General features: G+C 71.0%; 14 protein-coding genes. 5 read left to right on the top strand and 9 right to left on the bottom strand.

What is annotated here, in order from left to right; translation table 11 throughout:
- Window positions 1-33: 33 nt before the first annotated feature.
- The 6 genes from T336_RS0108460 to T336_RS0108435 form a co-directional block, all read right to left on the bottom strand.
- Window positions 34-795 carry a 5'-methylthioadenosine/adenosylhomocysteine nucleosidase gene (locus T336_RS0108460; RefSeq protein WP_026432216.1) on the bottom strand — a complete coding sequence of 254 codons (762 nt, stop codon included), beginning with the start codon at window positions 793-795 and terminating at the stop codon, window positions 34-36.
- 50 nt (window positions 796-845) lie between these two features.
- Entirely contained in the window at window positions 846-2,531 is a 1,686-nt protein-coding gene (locus tag T336_RS0108455) for a long-chain-fatty-acid--CoA ligase (RefSeq protein ID WP_026432215.1), read from the bottom strand.
- 126 nt (window positions 2,532-2,657) lie between these two features.
- Window positions 2,658-3,428, bottom strand: coding sequence for a hypothetical protein (locus T336_RS0108450; protein WP_231502233.1), 771 nt, complete (start codon window positions 3,426-3,428; stop codon window positions 2,658-2,660).
- Between the two features lie 130 nt (window positions 3,429-3,558).
- A complete protein-coding gene (gene fba / locus T336_RS0108445; protein ID WP_026432213.1) occupies window positions 3,559-4,623 on the bottom strand; it encodes a class II fructose-bisphosphate aldolase in 1,065 nt (354 codons plus the stop codon).
- Window positions 4,624-4,740: 117 nt separating this feature from the next.
- Window positions 4,741-6,126: a histidine kinase dimerization/phospho-acceptor domain-containing protein gene (locus tag T336_RS0108440; RefSeq protein ID WP_026432212.1), complete on the bottom strand. Its 1,386-nt coding sequence runs from the start codon at window positions 6,124-6,126 to the stop codon at window positions 4,741-4,743.
- Window positions 6,127-6,134: 8 nt separating this feature from the next.
- The gene (locus T336_RS0108435; RefSeq protein ID WP_026432211.1) at window positions 6,135-6,833 is read right to left on the bottom strand and encodes a response regulator; all 699 of its coding nucleotides are present in this window, start codon (window positions 6,831-6,833) and stop codon (window positions 6,135-6,137) included.
- A 128-nt stretch (window positions 6,834-6,961) separates the two neighbouring features.
- On the opposite strand from T336_RS0108435, the gene T336_RS0108430 reads away from it, so the two are divergent.
- Window positions 6,962-7,708: a phosphatase PAP2 family protein gene (locus T336_RS0108430; RefSeq protein ID WP_050858933.1), complete on the top strand. Its 747-nt coding sequence runs from the start codon at window positions 6,962-6,964 to the stop codon at window positions 7,706-7,708.
- Window positions 7,695-8,285: a phosphatase PAP2 family protein gene (locus T336_RS0108425; RefSeq protein ID WP_026432210.1), complete on the top strand. Its 591-nt coding sequence runs from the start codon at window positions 7,695-7,697 to the stop codon at window positions 8,283-8,285. Before T336_RS0108430 ends, T336_RS0108425 begins: the two co-directional genes overlap by 14 nt.
- Here the strand turns inward: T336_RS0108425 and pyk are convergent.
- The 3 genes from pyk to T336_RS0108410 form a co-directional block, all read right to left on the bottom strand.
- Window positions 8,218-9,654, bottom strand: a complete 1,437-nt coding sequence (pyk, locus tag T336_RS0108420) for a pyruvate kinase (protein WP_019703798.1) — start codon at window positions 9,652-9,654, stop codon at window positions 8,218-8,220. The two genes, T336_RS0108425 and pyk, sit on opposite strands and share 68 nt — an antisense overlap.
- A gap of 67 nt (window positions 9,655-9,721) precedes the next feature.
- Window positions 9,722-11,278, bottom strand: coding sequence for an ATP-binding protein (locus tag T336_RS0108415; protein WP_026432209.1), 1,557 nt, complete (start codon window positions 11,276-11,278; stop codon window positions 9,722-9,724).
- On the bottom strand, window positions 11,275-12,021 hold the full coding sequence (locus T336_RS0108410; RefSeq protein WP_026432208.1) for a response regulator: 747 nt from the start codon (window positions 12,019-12,021) through the stop codon (window positions 11,275-11,277). The genes T336_RS0108415 and T336_RS0108410 overlap by 4 nt, the downstream gene beginning before the upstream one ends.
- Before the next feature lie 180 nt (window positions 12,022-12,201).
- On the opposite strand from T336_RS0108410, the gene T336_RS0108405 reads away from it, so the two are divergent.
- The 3 genes from T336_RS0108405 to T336_RS0108395 are packed head-to-tail and all read left to right on the top strand — an operon-like array spanning window position 12,202 to window position 15,286.
- On the top strand, window positions 12,202-13,389 hold the full coding sequence (locus tag T336_RS0108405; protein ID WP_026432207.1) for an ABC transporter substrate-binding protein: 1,188 nt from the start codon (window positions 12,202-12,204) through the stop codon (window positions 13,387-13,389).
- Window positions 13,386-14,489, top strand: coding sequence for a FecCD family ABC transporter permease (locus tag T336_RS0108400; protein WP_035225484.1), 1,104 nt, complete (start codon window positions 13,386-13,388; stop codon window positions 14,487-14,489). Before T336_RS0108405 ends, T336_RS0108400 begins: the two co-directional genes overlap by 4 nt.
- A complete protein-coding gene (locus tag T336_RS0108395) occupies window positions 14,486-15,286 on the top strand; it encodes an ABC transporter ATP-binding protein (RefSeq protein ID WP_026432205.1) in 801 nt (266 codons plus the stop codon). Before T336_RS0108400 ends, T336_RS0108395 begins: the two co-directional genes overlap by 4 nt.
- Window positions 15,287-15,305: the final 19 nt, after the last annotated feature.

Genomic DNA, 15,305 nt, shown 5'->3' with positions numbered 1-15,305 from the left:
CGCCAGTGGCCCGGCGGAGCCGGTTCCTCTTGTTTAAAGCATTTGCAGCAAGCGGCGGGTGATGCGGTACGCATAGCGCGCGGCCACGGTCTCCACGAAGCGGGCGAAGTCCACGTGGGCGGTGTCGTCGGCGCGGTCGGAGATGGTGCGCATGGCGCCGAAGGGGACACGGTAATCCGCGCAGACCTGGGCGACCGCGGCGCCTTCCATCTCGACGGCCAGCACGTCGTGGTCCGCGGCGCGCAGGGCATCGCACAAGGCCCTGGCGCCCGTCGCGGTGGAGACGAACAGGTCACCGCTGGCAACGAGGCCGGTGTGGCGGCGGGGTACGCGCGCGGAGCCCTCCGTGTCGCCGGCCGGCGTGCCCAGGTCCGGATGCTGCAGGCAATCATCCACCGCCGCCGAGAGCAGGCCGGCCAGATGCGGGTCGCACGCCAGCCGGGCGCGGCCGTAGCCGGGCAGTTCCCAGCGAGGGAACAGGGGCGATGCGTCCATGTCGTGCTGCAGGTAGTCGTGCGCGACCACCACGTCGCCCACCTGCACGCCGTCCCCCATGCCGCCCGCCACGCCCGTGAACACGATGCGCGCGGCGCCGAAGCGTTCGACGAGCGCCGTGGCGGTGGTGGCCGCCGCCACCTTGCCGATGCCGGACAGGGCCAGCACCACGTCCTGCCCTTCGAGCGTGCCGCAGAAGAACGTCCTGCCGGCGTGCACGACGCGTTCAGGCGCCTGCAGGGCGGAGGAGAGTCCGGCCTGCTCTTCGGGCAGGGCGCTGAGGATGGCGGTTCGGGGCATGGCAAAAAAGCCGGCGGCACTGCGCCGCCGGCCGCTGGGCGAATGGCCCGTCAGGCCTTCTTGCTGTCGCGCAGTTCGCGGCGCAGGATCTTGCCCACGGGCGTCTTGGGCAGCGATTCGCGGAACTCGACCAGGCGCGGCTGCTTGTAGCCGGTGAGGTTGGACTTGCAGAACTCGCGCACCTGGGCTTCGGTCAGCTCCGGGTCCTTCCGGACGATGACGAGCTTCACGGCCTCGCCGGTCTTCTCGTCGGGCACGCCCACCACCGCGCATTCCATCACGCCCGGCAGCGCGGCCACCACATCCTCCACTTCGTTCGGGTAGACGTTGAAGCCGCTGACCAGCACCATGTCCTTCTTGCGGTCCACGATCTTGAAGAAGCCGCGCTCGTCCATGGTGCCGATGTCGCCGGTCTTGAAGTAGCCGTCCTCGGTCATGACCTTGGCCGTCTCGTCGGGCCGCTGCCAGTAGCCGGCCATGACCTGCGGGCCGTGGATGACGATCTCGCCGGCGCGGCCGGGCTCGGTCACCGTGCGGCCTTCGTCGTCGATGAGCTTCATGCGCGTGCTGGGAATGGGCACGCCGATGGTGCCGGTGTATTCCTTCGTGGTGACGGGATTGCAGCTCGCCGAGGGGCTGGTCTCCGACAGGCCGTAGCCCTCGCAGATGGGGCAGCCGGTCTTCTCGAGCCACAGGCGCGCCACCGCGCTCTGCACGGCCATGCCGCCGCCGACGGACACCTTGAGGTTCTTCCAGTCCACCGTGTTGAAGTCCGGGTGGTTGGCCAGGCCGTTGAAGAGCGTGTTCACGGCCGGGAAGCTGTGGAAGGTGTGTTTGGAGAGTTCCTTGAGCACCGCGGCGAGGTCGCGCGGGTTGGGGATCAGGATAGTCTTGGCGCCGGTGCGCATGGCCAGCATCATGTTCGCGGTGAACGCGAAGATATGGTAGAGCGGCAGCGCGCAGACGCTCGCGGGCTGCACGCCCGCCGGGATCTTGCGCATCGCGGGCTCGTTCCAGGCCTCCGACTGCAGCACGTTGGCGATCAGGTTGCGGTGCAGCAGCACGGCGCCCTTCGACACCCCGGTGGTGCCGCCGGTGTACTGCAGCAGCGCGACGTCGTCGGGCCGCAGGTCGGGCTTCTGCAGGGTGCCGCGCGCGCCCTTGGCGACCGCGTCGTTGAAGCGCACGGCGCCCGGCAGCGAGAAGGCCGGCACCAGCTTCTTGACCTTGCGGACCACGTAGTTCACGACCAGCCCCTTGAGCAGGCCCAGCTGGTCGCCCATGGCGCACAGCACCACGTGCTGCACCTGCGTCGCGCCGATGCAGGCCTGCAGCGTCGCGGCGAAGTTCTCGATGATGATGATCGCCTTCGCGCCCGAGTCCTTGAGCTGGTGCTCGAGTTCGCGCGGCGTGTAGAGCGGGTTCACGTTCACGGCCACGAACCCGGCGCGCAGGATGGCCGCGACGGCGACCGGGTACTGCGGCACGTTGGGCATCATGACCGCCACGCGGTCGCCGCGGGCGAGGCCCAGGCCCTGCAGGTAGGCGGCCAAGTGGCGACTTTGCACCTCGGTCTCGGCGAAGCTGATGTCCTTGCCCATGAAACTGTAGGCCGTGCGGTCCGCGTGCTGCCGGAAGGCCTCCTCCATCAGGGCGACGAGCGACGGGTACTGCGCCGGGTCGATGTCGGCCGGCACCCCTTCAGGATACGCGGCAAGCCACGGACGGTCGTTCATGCTGTATGTCTCCAGAACCTGCTGTTACAAAGAAACCCGCATTCTCGGGGTACCGGCCCCGGGTGCGTGTCTGGGCTTACCCTAGCGCCCGCTCCGCAGGAGCGGAGGCGCGGGACCACCCGGCCGTCACCGCGCGGGGGGAATGGCGGGAGGAACCTCGGGCGGAATGGGGAACGGCGGAAAGACCATCCGTCCATCCATCATCGACACGCTCAGGCGCGCCGCGTCGGCGAGCTTCTCGCTCCAGCGGAACGCGGGCCGCCCGGCCAGGAGGAACTCATCATTGGTGTGGGTGACGGGCCGCAGCAGGCTCTGGGCCGCGACCACGTCCACCGAGATGAAACCGCCGCCGTTGTTCGCGTAGCGGTACATCACGTGCGAATAGGGCACGCCGGGGGCCAGGCGCTGCTCCGCCATCCATCGGGACACGCCGGGGCGGCTGAGCGCAAGGTAGTTGCCCGTATCTGCGCGACGGCGGTAGCGCAGGCAGTCGGCACGGGCCGGGCTGCCGCGGGTGCGGTCCTCCACGAACACGCCGTCCTGCTGCGGGCAGGGCAGCGTCCACAGCGTGGTGTCGCGCGGGTAGTTGGTGGCGTTGGTCTGCACGAAGACCAGGGCCAGGAGCGGACGGTCCTTGCCAGGGCCGCGCAGGCCCATGACGGAGGTCTCCATCGGCAGGTCGTCGGCCGTGTCGTCGGGCAGCACGTCCACGACCGTCTGCTTGCCGCGCTGCAGCACCTCCCAGTCGCCCGGGGGCAGTTCGACCTGGGCCCGGCCGACGTGCGGCAGCGACGGCTGCACCGGAGCGCAGGCCGCGAGGGACAGCAGGACGGCACCGGCAAGTGGAAGGTACAGGCCCGCGCGCGCGGGCAGGAACGACAGGGGCGGCTTTTTCACGGAACTGGGCGCCTCGAAAGGAATGCGGAAGAACCCCGCGGACATCCGGGCGGTCGGCGGCGAAGGACGCGGCCCGGCCGGAAGGCGGGGTCCGAGCTTAACCCGAACCCGCCGCGCCGCTCCCGGTGCGTCAGTTCACCACCTGTGCCAGCGCGCCGGAGGCGTACAGGCCGGCCATCGCCTGCAGGGTGCGGCCCTTGATCTTCGCAGCCTGGCCCTCGCAGCCGAACTCGATGTAGCGCTGCTTGCAGATCTGCTTGGCAGCTTCGCGGGCGGGCTTGAGCCACTCGCGGGCGTCGAACTTGTCGGGATTCTCGGCGAGGAACTTGCGCACGGCGCCGGTCATCGCCAGGCGGATGTCGGTGTCGATGTTGATCTTGCGCACGCCGTACTTGATGGCTTCCTGGATTTCCTTCACGGGCACGCCGTAGGTTTCCTTCATCTTGCCGCCGTACTGGTTGATGATGGCCAGCAGTTCCTGCGGCACGGAGGACGAGCCGTGCATCACCAGGTGGGTGTTGGGGATGCGGGCGTGGATTTCCTTGACCCGGCTGATGGCCAGGATGTCGCCCGTGGGCGGGCGGCTGAACTTGTAGGCGCCGTGGCTGGTGCCGATGGCGATGGCCAGCGCGTCGAGCTGGGTGGCCTTCACGAACTGGGCGGCCTCTTCGGGATCGGTCAGCATCTGGCTGTGGTCCAGCTTGCCCTCGGCGCCGATGCCGTCTTCCTCGCCGGCATCGCCGGTTTCCAGGTTGCCGAGGCAGCCCAGTTCGCCTTCCACCGTCGCGCCGACCTTGTGGGCCATGGCCACGACCTTCTGCGTGACATCGACGTTGTAGTCGAACGAGGACGGCGTCTTGCCGTCGGACATCAGGGAGCCGTCCATCATCACCGAGCCGAAGCCCAGGTTCAGCGCGCCCTGGCACACCTCGGGGCTGGTGCCGTGGTCCTGGTGCATCACCAGGGGGATGTGGGGATACATCTCGGCGGCGGCCTGGATGAGGTGCTTGATGAAGGGCTCGCCAGCATATTTGCGGGCCCCGGCGCTTGCCTGGAGGATCACCGGGGCACCGACCTCGTCGGCCGCCGACATCACCGCCTGCACCTGCTCCAGGTTGTTGACGTTGAAGGCGGGAATGCCGTAGAGGTTTTCAGCGGCATGGTCGAGCATTTCGCGCATCGAGACGAGTGGCATGGGGTGGTTCCATTCAAGGGTGGGGATGGAGCGCCCGGACCGTGTGCAGGACACGGGCGGGGCCGGTGCATTGTCGGTGGCGCCCGGCGGCGGTAACCGCTTCGTAACCGGCACATTTTAGCCGGGGGTCCCCGCCCCCGGGGCAGTCCGCAGTTCCACCCGGTAACACGTGGTGAAAGGCGCGGGCGCGGGCTCCTCGCCGAAACGCCCTCCGTGCGCCTCGGCCACCCGGAAGATGATTTCGTGCCCGAGGTGCAGGCTGTCCACCGGCGCCCGCGCGGCCTGCCCCTCCGGCCCGCCCGGCAGCGCGCGCCGGCCGTCGTCGCACACCTGCAGCCACGCTCCGCCACTGCCCGCGGCGCCGGCCTGGATCTCCACCCGCGTCCCGGCGGGCGTGTGGCGCAGCGCGTTCTCCACGAGGTTGCGCACCGCCATCTCCAGCAGGACGGCATTGCCGCGCACCGCCACGGGGCCGTCCGCGGCCACGCCCAGGGCGGATCCGTGCTGCCAGGCCGCCTGGGCGTAATCCGCGGCCACGCTGCGCGCCAGTTCCGCCAGATCGACCTCGGCCTCCAGCTCATGCAGCCGGGTGCGGCTGGCCCGGGCCAGGGCGAGCAGCTGGTTGAGCACATGGCCGGCGCGCAGCGCGTCCTGGCCGATGCGGGCCAGCGCCTCGGCCTGGGCCGGGCCTTCCAGGCCGCCGTCCAGCGCACGGGCCTGCAGCACGATGGACGACAGGGGCGTGCGCAACTCGTGCGCCACTTCGTTGGCCAGGCGGCGCTCCCGCACAAGCGCGGCCTGCTGCCGGTCGAGCAGCGTGTTGATGGAAGCCACCACGGATTCGAATTCGCGCAGCGTGCCTCCGGTGGGCAGGCGCCCGGCGCCGGCCACGTCCAGCGCCGCCACGTCCTCCGACAGGGTGTAGAGCGGCCGCAGGCCGCGCCGCACCGCGAAACCCAGCACGAGCATCACGACGGGCAGCAGCCACAGGCCGGGCTGCACCATCTGCGCGGCGATGTCTTCGGCGAGATCGTCGCGCTCTTCCAGGTCGAGCAGCACGGCCACCTTGCGCGAGCGCGTGCCGTCCCACTGGGAGAAACTGCGCCACGGCGTGGATTGCTTGCCCAGGTGCAGGGTGGCGAACCCTTCGGGGACGTCGAAAGGCGGCAGCGGGGCGTCGCCGCTGTGCGAGAGGAGGCGGCCGGAAGCGTCCCACTGCACCACATTGAGCGATTGCTGGTAGTCGTGCGCCCGCAGCCACGGCGTCGGCGCGCGCCGCGTGGCCTCTTCGGGCGTGACCGTCTCGCCGGGCCGCAGGTTGAGCAGCAGGGCCGCCACGCTGGCCAGGTGGCCGTCGGTCAGTTCGTCGGCTTCCTCGATGCCCGTGAGATAGGCCATGCCGACGAAGGTGGCCCACACCACCAGGAGCACGCCCAGCGTCCAGAGCAGCAAGCGACGGGTGAGCGAGGGAATATGGGCGGAAGCCAGTGTCGCGGCAGCCATGGATGTCGTCACTCCCAGGGTACGAAATAGCCGACGCCGCGCATGGTCTGGATGCGCTCGCTGCCGAGCTTCTTGCGCAGGTGGTGGATGTGGACCTCGATGGCGTTGCTTTCCACTCCGCTCTGCCAGTTGTAGAGGCGCTCTTCGATCTGCTGGCGCGACAGCACGCGCCCGCGGGCGTCGAGCAGCACGAGCAGCACGGAGAACTCGCGGGGCGACATCTCCACCAGCTGGCCGGCGCGCCGCACGGTGCGTGCCGCCGGATCCAGTTCGATGTCGTGCACGCGGATCACCGGGGAGGCCCGGCCGGCGGCGCGGCGCAGCAGGGCCCGCAGGCGGGCCTCCAGTTCATCCACGTCGAAGGGCTTGGCGAGGTAGTCGTCCGCGCCCTGGTCCAGGCCCGCGATGCGCTGGTGGACCTGGTCGCGCGCCGTGAGGATCAGCACCGGGGTGGCCGGATCCGGCAACCGCAGCGGCTGGGCGCCCGGCGGCGCCTCGGGGGCGCCGCGCAGGCGGGTGAGCAGTTCCCCGCCATCGCCGTCGGGCAGCCCGAGGTCCAGCAGCACGGCGTCGAACCGCTCGAACCGCAGCGCGCTCCAGGCTGCGGCCACGCTGCTGCAGATGTCCACGGCATAGCCTCTCTGCTGCAGATTGTTCCGCAGGCCGGCGGCGATGCCGGCATCGTCTTCGACTACGAGGATTCTCATGCCGCCATTGTGGCGCCCCCGGGACACCGCGGCCGACCGGGGCGCGGGGTTATTAAGACGGCGTTAATGGGAGCCCCCTAACGTCGCGGCCCATGCATCCAACGACTTCCGCCGACTCCCTGCCGGCCATGGCCCCGCGGACCGGCTCCACCCCGGTCCGGTTCGCGGCCTCGCCTTTCTTCTGGACACTGGCCAGCCTGTGCCTGCTGGCCGCCTGGGACGCCACGCCGTTCGACATGGCGCTGGCGCATGTCTTCGGCAATGCCGGAGGGTTTCCCCTGCGCGACGACTGGGTCTTCGTCTCGGTGATGCACGAGGGTGCGCGGCGCGCGGGCTGGGTAATCATGGTGCTGCTGGCCGCGACGGTCTGGTGGCCCGTGGGCTGGCTGCGCCGGGTGCCCACCGCCGGCCGGCTGCAGATGGCGGTCAGCGCACTGCTCGCCCTGGCGGTGATCGCGGTATTCAAGCGGGCGAGCGCCACCAGCTGCCCCTGGGACCTGGCCGAGTTCGGCGGCGTGGCGCGGTATGTGTCGCACTGGTCGCACGGGCTCTTCGACGGCGGCAGTGGCCATTGCTTTCCCGCGGGCCACGCCGCGGCCGGCTTTGCCTTCCTGGGCGGCTATTTCGTGCTGCGCCGCCACCTGCCGCGCGCCGCGCGGTGGTGGCTGGCCGCATCGCTCGCCGCGGGCTTCGTGCTGGGCTTCGCGCAGCAGGCGCGTGGCGCGCATTTCATGAGCCACACGCTGTGGACCGGCTGGCTGTGCTGGACCACGGGATGGGCCTGCGACCTGGCCATGGCGGCGCTGCGCCGCCTCCACCCGCAGCCCGACAGCCTCCTGCCCACGGAAAGCACCGCGCCCCATGTCCCTCTTTGATGTCCCGCTCTTCCTGGCCCTGAACGCGACCCCCGCGACTCCGCAGGCCGTCATCGCCACGGCCCGCTGGCTATCGCAGGACCTGCCGGTGTTCGCGGGACTGATGCTGCTGCTCGAACTCGCGCGGGGGCTGCCTTCCACGCGGCGGGCCGTCGTCATGGCGCTGCTCTCGATGCTGATCGCCTGGTGCACCGTGCGCGGCTTCCGGTCCCTGGTGCCGATTCCGCGCCCGGCCGAACTGGGGCTGGGCATGCAGTGGATCGAGCAGGGCGCGCGCGCGGGTTTCCCCAGCATGCACGCGGCGGCGGCATTCGCCCTGGTGCGCGGGCTGATGGCGGGCCTGGGCCGCGGAACGCGTCCGGCCTGGCGCTGGCTGGCCTACGCCACCGCCACCGCGGTGGCCTGGAGCCGCGTCTGCCTGGGCGTGCACATGCCCTCGGACGTGGTCGCCGGCGCCCTGGTGGGCCTGGCCAGCGCATGGCTGGCCCGCCAGGTGCTGCGGACCTGGATCAGCCGGCGCGGCAGATCTTCAGCATATTGGTTCCGCCGGGTGCGCCCATCGGCTCTCCGCAGGTGATCACGTAGAGGTCGCCCTGCTGCACGATGTTGCGGCTCTTGAGGTGGCTCTCGGCCTGCTCCAGCGCGGTGTCGCGGTCCACGCTGGTATCCATGAGCAGGGGCCGCACGTTGCGGTACATGGCCATCTTGCGCTGCGTGGCGACCTTGGGCGTGAGCGCGTAGATCGGGATGTGGATGCGGTGGCGGCTCATCCAGAGCGCCGTGGAACCGCTGTCCGTCAGGGCCACGAGGGCCTTGGCGCCCAGGTGGTGGGCGGTGAAGAGCGCCCCCATGGCGATGGACTGGTCGATGCGCCCCAGCGTCTGGCCCGTGAAATCCGAATCGCGCTCGGGGTCCTCCGCGGCCTCGGCGGCGGCGCAGATCTTGGCCATTTCCTCCACCGTCTCCAGCGGATAGCGGCCGGCCGCCGTCTCGGCGCTGAGCATCACGGCGTCGGTGCCGTCGAGCACCGCGTTGGCCACGTCGCTCACCTCGGCACGCGTGGGCACCGGGTTGGTGATCATGCTCTCCATCATCTGCGTGGCGGTGATGACGACCTTGTCCATGTCGCGCGCCATGCGGATCATCTTCTTCTGCAGCGCGGGCACGGCGGCATTGCCCACCTCCACGGCCAGGTCGCCGCGGGCCACCATGATGCCGTCGGACACGCGCAGGATCTCTTCCAGCCTCGGCACGGCCTCGGCACGTTCGATCTTCGCGATCAGGCCCGGCTTGTGGCGGAACTCGGCGGCGGCCACGTTGCAGAGCTGGCGCGCCATTTCCATGTCGGTGGCGTTCTTGGGGAAGCTGACGGCCACGTAGTCGGCCTGGAAGCTCATGGCGGTCTTGATGTCCTCCATGTCCTTGGCCGTGAGGGCCGGCGCCGTGAGGCCCCCGCCCTGCTTGTTGATGCCCTTGTTGTTCGACAGCTCACCGCCCACCCGCACGGTGGTGTGGACCTGTTCGCCGCGCACCGCGTTCACGTTCAGCACGATGAGCCCGTCATTGAGCAGCAGGATGTCGCCGGGCTTCACGTCGCGCGGCAGTTCCTTGTAGTCCAGGCCCACGCCGGCCCCGTCGCCCAGCTCGGTACGCGACGCATCGAGCACGAAGGCCGCGCCGGGCTCCAGCCACACCTTGCCCTCGGCGAACCTGCCCACGCGGATCTTGGGGCCCTGCAGGTCCGCCATGATCGCGACTTCGCGGCCGGCACGCTGGGCCGCGGCCCGCACCTTCTCTGCCCGGTCGATGTGGTCCTGCGCAGTGCCGTGGCTGAAGTTGAGCCGTACCACGTTCACGCCCATGGCGATCATGCGCTCCAGCAGGACCGGATCGCTCGACGCGGGCCCCAGGGTGGCGACGATCTTGGTGGCTCGGCGGATGCGCATGGGGGTGGTCTCCTGTAGGAATGGGCGAACGGAATGTAATCGGGTTTCAATTTTGCATGAAAACCGGTTACAGCGCTTCGGTGGAGCCCCCGGGGGCCCGGCCGTCGCCCGCGGCGGATGCCGTCCGGGGCAGGACGAGGCGCGCGTCCAGTCCGCCTTCGGGCCGGTTGGCCAGCTCCAGCCGCCCGCCATGGGCGCGCGCCACCATGTCGGCGATCGACAGGCCGAGGCCGAACCCGCCCGACGCCGCATTGCGCGACCCCTCCGCGCGGTAGAAAGGCTCCAGCACGTGCGGCAGGTGCGCGGGGGCTATGCCCGGGCCGCCGTCGCGCACGGTGATGGTGAGCACCCGGGGCGTGTCCTCGATCTGCACCTGGGCGCTGCCGGCGTAGCGCAAGGCGTTCTCCAGCAGGTTCTGCAGGCAGCGGCGCAGGCTCTGCGCATAGCCCGCCAACGGCGCATGCGCCGTGCCATGCACCGGGATGGCCTGCCCCGTGGATTCGTGCAGATCCTGCACCAGGCTGCCCACCAGGGCATCGATGTCCACGCTCTGGAGCGGGCCCTGGGTGTCGGCGCCGCGCAGCACGTCGAGCGTGGCGGCCACCATGCTTTCCATCTCCTGCAGATCGGCGCGGAACTTCGCGCGCAGGGCGTCGGGCTCCAGCATCTCGGTGCGCAGGCGCAGCCGCGTGATCGGTGAGCGCAGATCGTGCGAGACGGCGGCCAGGAAGCGAGTGCGCTCGGCCACGCCGTCTGCGATGCGCCGCTGCATGGCGTTGAAGGCCTGCGCGGCCTGGCGCACTTCGCGCGGACCGCTGGTGTCGAGCGGCGGGTTTTGCAGATCGCACCCCAGCGCGTCGGCCGCGCGGGCCATGCGTGCCAGCGGCCGCATGGCGATGCGCACGGCCACCAGCGCCACGGCCACCACCACCGCGATGCGCAGCAGGTAGATGCGCAGCACGTAGTCCGCCAGCGCCGAGTAAGGCCGCACGGCGTAGCCCGATTCGCCTTCGCGCGCCCGCACCTGCAGCCACTGGCCGGCGCCCAGGCCGAGCAGCAGGTGCACGTGCGCCTCGGGCTCGCGCGCCGTCAGCAGCGCGCCGGTGCCGGTGCCCTGCCCGCCGTCGCCGCGCAGTTCCACCGACAACAGGCGCAGCGGCACCGGCGCACCCGCCCGCCGGTCCAGCACGTCGGCCACCATCCGGCGCGCGGTGGCGTCGGGGACGGCGTCCGGCGGCACCTGTGCGGCGGCCAGCAGGGCAGCGTCCCCGTCATCGACCAGCGAGATCCCGTAGTCCACCGAAGCCAGCGTGCGTGCCGCCGCCCCGCGCGCTTCCGGGGGCAGCGACGCCAGCAGCATGAACGCATCGGCCGCGCGCGCTGCCACCACGCGCAACGGTACCTCCAGCAGCTGGCCGCGCCGCATGTCCCACCAGATGGTGCCGGTGAGCGCCTGGGCGGCCAACATGCCTGCCACCAGGATCGCGACGATGCGCCCGGTGAGCGTCTGCGGCCAGAGTGCGCGGACCAGGCGCTGCCACAGGCGGCGCAACCGGCCCGCTTCCGGTGGGGATGGCGGGGTGGCCACGCCGCGATGGCCAGGGCTGCCGGGGCCGCCGCTCATGGCTGCGGCTGCGCCGCCACGTCGCAGGCCAGCTGGTAGCCCGCGTTGCGCACGGTGCGGATCAGGCGCGCCTGGCGCGGGTCGTCCTCCAGGTGCTGGCGCAGGCGGCTCACGCACACGTCCACGGCGCGGTCGAGCGCCGAGCGCTCCTTGCCGAAGGCATGCTCGGCCAGATAGTCGCGGCTGAGCGTGCGGCGGGGGTTCTGCGCGAGCGCCTGCATCACCCGGAAGTCCGACTGCGCCAGCGCCACCACCACGCCGGCAGGCGACACCAGCTGGCGCTCGCGCGCATCCAGGCACCAGCCGGCGAAGCGCAGCCTGGCCGCCATTTCGGGCTCGTGCAGGTGCGCGGGCACCTGGCGCGCGCGGCGCAGCACCACGTTGATGCGCGCCAGCAGCTCGCGCGGATCGAAGGGCTTGGGCAAATAGTCGTCGGCGCCCATCTCCAGGCCCAGGATGCGGTCCAGCAACGCACCGCGCGCCGTGAGCATGACCACCGGGATGTGCGTGCGCTCGCGCAGGGCGCGGCACAGCGCCAGGCCGTCGGTGCCGGGCAGCATCAGGTCGAGCACCACCAGGTCGGCCGTGTGACGTGCCAGCCACTGCCACATCGCTTCGCCCTCGGCCACCGCCGCGGGCCGCAGGCCGGCCGCCCGCAGGTAATCGCACAGCAGCTCGCGGATTTCGGGATCGTCGTCCACGACGAGGATGCGCGCACCCTCGGAGCCCGCCGGCGCGCTCATGCCGGCCCGCCCCGGGTGCGGATTTGTAATGGAATATGTTGGGCGCCCGCCCTGCAACATGGCATTGCATGCGGGCGCCGGGCCAAGGCCCGATCGGTCGATCGCCTCACTAGAGTGCACCGTTTTCAATAAGAACGATTTGCATTCTAAGTAAGCGACCCGCGCGACGCGGGCCATGCCATGACCTCTTCGTCCGTTCCCATCCCCTCTTCCCCACTCCTGCGCCGCGCTTTGCTGCGCGCGTGCACCGCAGCCGCATTCTGCGCCGCCCTGTGCCTTCCCGCCATCGCCGCGCCCGCGCGCACCGTGGTCGACATCGTCGGTCGCACGGTCGCGGTGCCCGACAAGGTCGAGCGCATCCTGCTGGGCGAAGGCCGCTTCCTGTACGCACTGGCGCTCATCGAAGGCGACCAGCCGCTGGCACGCATCGCCGGCTGGCAGGGTGAACTGCCCTTCGCGGATCCCAACGGCTATGCGGACTATCGCCAACGTTTCCCGGCCATCGACCGCATTCCGGTGATCGGGCGCACGTCCGAAGACAGCGTGAGTTCGGAGCAGAGCGTCTCCACCCGCCCCGACATCGCGATCTTCGGCCTGGGCGGCCACGGCCCCGGGCGCCAGAGCGGGCTGGTGAAGGAACTGGAGAAAGCCGGCGTGCCGGTGGTGTTCATCGACTTCCGCGCGCAGCCGGTGCAGCACACGCCGGCCAGCATGCGCATCCTGGGCCGGGCGATCCACCGCGAAGAGGCCGCCGAGGCCTACGCGCGCTTCTACGAAGAGCACCTGCAGCGCGTGCGATCGCGCGTGCAGTCCATTCCGTCCGCCCAGCGCCCGCGCGTCTTCGCAGAGCTGCTGGCCGGCGTGTGGGACGGCTGCTGCCACACGGTGGGCCAGGGCAACATGGCCGAATTCATCGACGCCGCGGGCGGCGTGAACGTGGCCGCCGGCAAGGTGCCCGGGGCCATCGGCGACCTGCACTTCGAAGCGCTGATCGCGGAGGACCCCGCGATCTACATCGCCACCGGCAGCCGCCCGCAGGGCAACCGGCTGATGCTCAAGGCCGGCGCCGGCGTCGCCCCGGCCGACCTGTCGGCCAGCCTGCAGGCACTCGCGGCGCGCCCGGGCTTCGAGGTGCTTTCGGCCGTGCGCCAGGGCCGTGCCCATGGCCTGTGGCACAACTTCTACGACGCGCCCACCAACATCCTGGCCATCGAAGCCATGGCCCGGTGGTTCCATCCCGATCGCTTCGCCGATGTCGATCCGCAGGCCACGCAGGACGAGATCAACCGCCGCTTCCTGAAGGCGCTGCCGCTGCACGGCGCCTACTGGGGCGATCTGCGGCCCGCCGCGGGAGGCGCGCCCCGATGAGCACCATTGCAGGCCTGCACGGGGCCACCACGCAGGTGCCGCCGCCCCTCCACGCCGCACGGCAGGCGCCGCTGCAGCAGGCCTACCGGCGGCTGGCCGGGCTGCGCCTGCTGGCGCTGGCGGCACTCGCCACCGGCATCGTGGCCGCGCTGCTGCTGGATTTCACGACCGGCCCGTCGGGGCTGTCCCTCGCGCAACTGGGCGCGACGCTGCTGGACGCAGCCCACGCGCCCCCGGCGCTGCGCGTGATCGTCTGGGACATCCGCATGCCGTATGCGCTGATGGCCGTGGCCGTGGGCCTGGCACTGGGCCTGGCCGGCGCCGAGATGCAGACCGTGCTCGCCAACCCCCTGGCCAGCCCGTTCACCCTGGGCCTGTCGTCGGCCGCGGCCTTCGGCGCCGCGCTGGCCATCGTGCTCGACTGGAGCCTTCCCGGCGTGCCCGCGGCGTGGGCCGTGCCCGCCAATGCCTTCCTGTTCGCGATGACGTCGGCGCTGCTGCTGGACCTCGTGGCGCGCTGGGGCGGCATGAGCGCCACCGGCGTGGTGCTGTTCGGCATCGCCCTGGTGTTCAGCTTCAACGCGCTGGTGTCGCTGCTGCAGTTCGTCGCCACGGCCGAGGCGCTGCAGGGACTGGTGTTCTGGACCATGGGCAGCCTCTCGCGTGCCACCTGGCCCAAGCTGGCGGTGCTGGCCGTGGCGCTGGCCGTGGTGGTGCCGTTCTCGCTGGCCAACGCCTGGCGCCTGACGGCCCTGCGGCTGGGCGAGGACCGTGCCGCGAGTTTCGGCGTCGATGTGCGCCGGCTGCGCCTCGGCGCGCTGCTGCGCATCAGCCTGCTGGCCGCGCTGTCGGTGGCGTTCGTGGGCAGCATCGGCTTCATCGGGCTGGTGGCGCCGCACATCGCGCGCCGGCTGGTGGGCGACGACCACCGCTTCTACCTGCCGGCCGCGGCCCTCACGGGCGCGCTGGTGCTGTCGCTGGCCTCCGTCGCCTCCAAGACGCTGATCGGCGGCGTGGTCATTCCCGTAGGCATTGTCACGTCGCTGGTAGGCATACCGTTCTTCCTGGCCATCGTGCTGCGCACGCGGGGGCGCGCATGAGCGCCGGGCTGCACATCGCGCGCCTGGGCGTGGCCTACGGGCGCCGCAGCGTGATCGATGGCCTCACCATGGCGGCGCTGCAGCCGGGCACGGTGACGGCCGTGCTGGGTCCCAACGGCAGCGGCAAGTCCACGCTGCTGCGGGCCCTGGCGGGACTGGTGCGCGCAGGCGGCAGCGTGGAACTGGATGGCGAGGCGCTCGAGCGTGCCAGCCTGGCCGAACGAGCGCGGCGCATCGTCTACCTGCCCCAGGCCCTGCCGGCGGCAGTGCACCTGCGCGTCATTGAATCGCTGCTGGCCGCGCGCAATGCCTCGCCGCACGACACGCGCGCGGGCGACGGGCTGCGTGCCGAGAGTGCCGTGCAGGAGGGCGCCGTGCTGCTGCAGCGCCTGGGCATCGACCACCTGGCCATGCGGCACCTGAACGAGCTCTCCGGCGGGCAGGCGCAACTGGCCGGCCTGGCCCAGGCGCTGATCCGCCAGCCGCGCGTGCTGCTGCTCGACGAGCCGCTCTCCGCGCTCGACCTGAACCACCAGTTCCACGTCATGTCGCTGGTGTGCGAGGAGACCGTGCGCCACCGCATGGTCACGCTGGTGGTACTGCACGACCTGGGCATCGCGCTGCGCCATGCCGATCGCGTGCTGGTACTGCGCGACGGCCGGTTGATGGCCGACGGGCCTCCCGCCGAAGCCATCGATCCGGCCCTGCTGGCTCGCGTGTACGACGTGCAGGCGCGCGTGGAGCCGTGCTCGCGCGGTCTGCCACAGGTCATCGTGGACGGGCTCGCTGCCGCCTGACAGGCGCACACGACCCTTC

Source organism: Paracidovorax oryzae ATCC 19882, assembly GCF_000687165.1.
Classification (GTDB): Bacteria; Pseudomonadota; Gammaproteobacteria; order Burkholderiales; family Burkholderiaceae_C; genus Paracidovorax; species Paracidovorax oryzae.
Note: the sequence above shows the minus strand (reverse complement) of the source record. Positions and strands in the feature narration are given on the sequence as shown.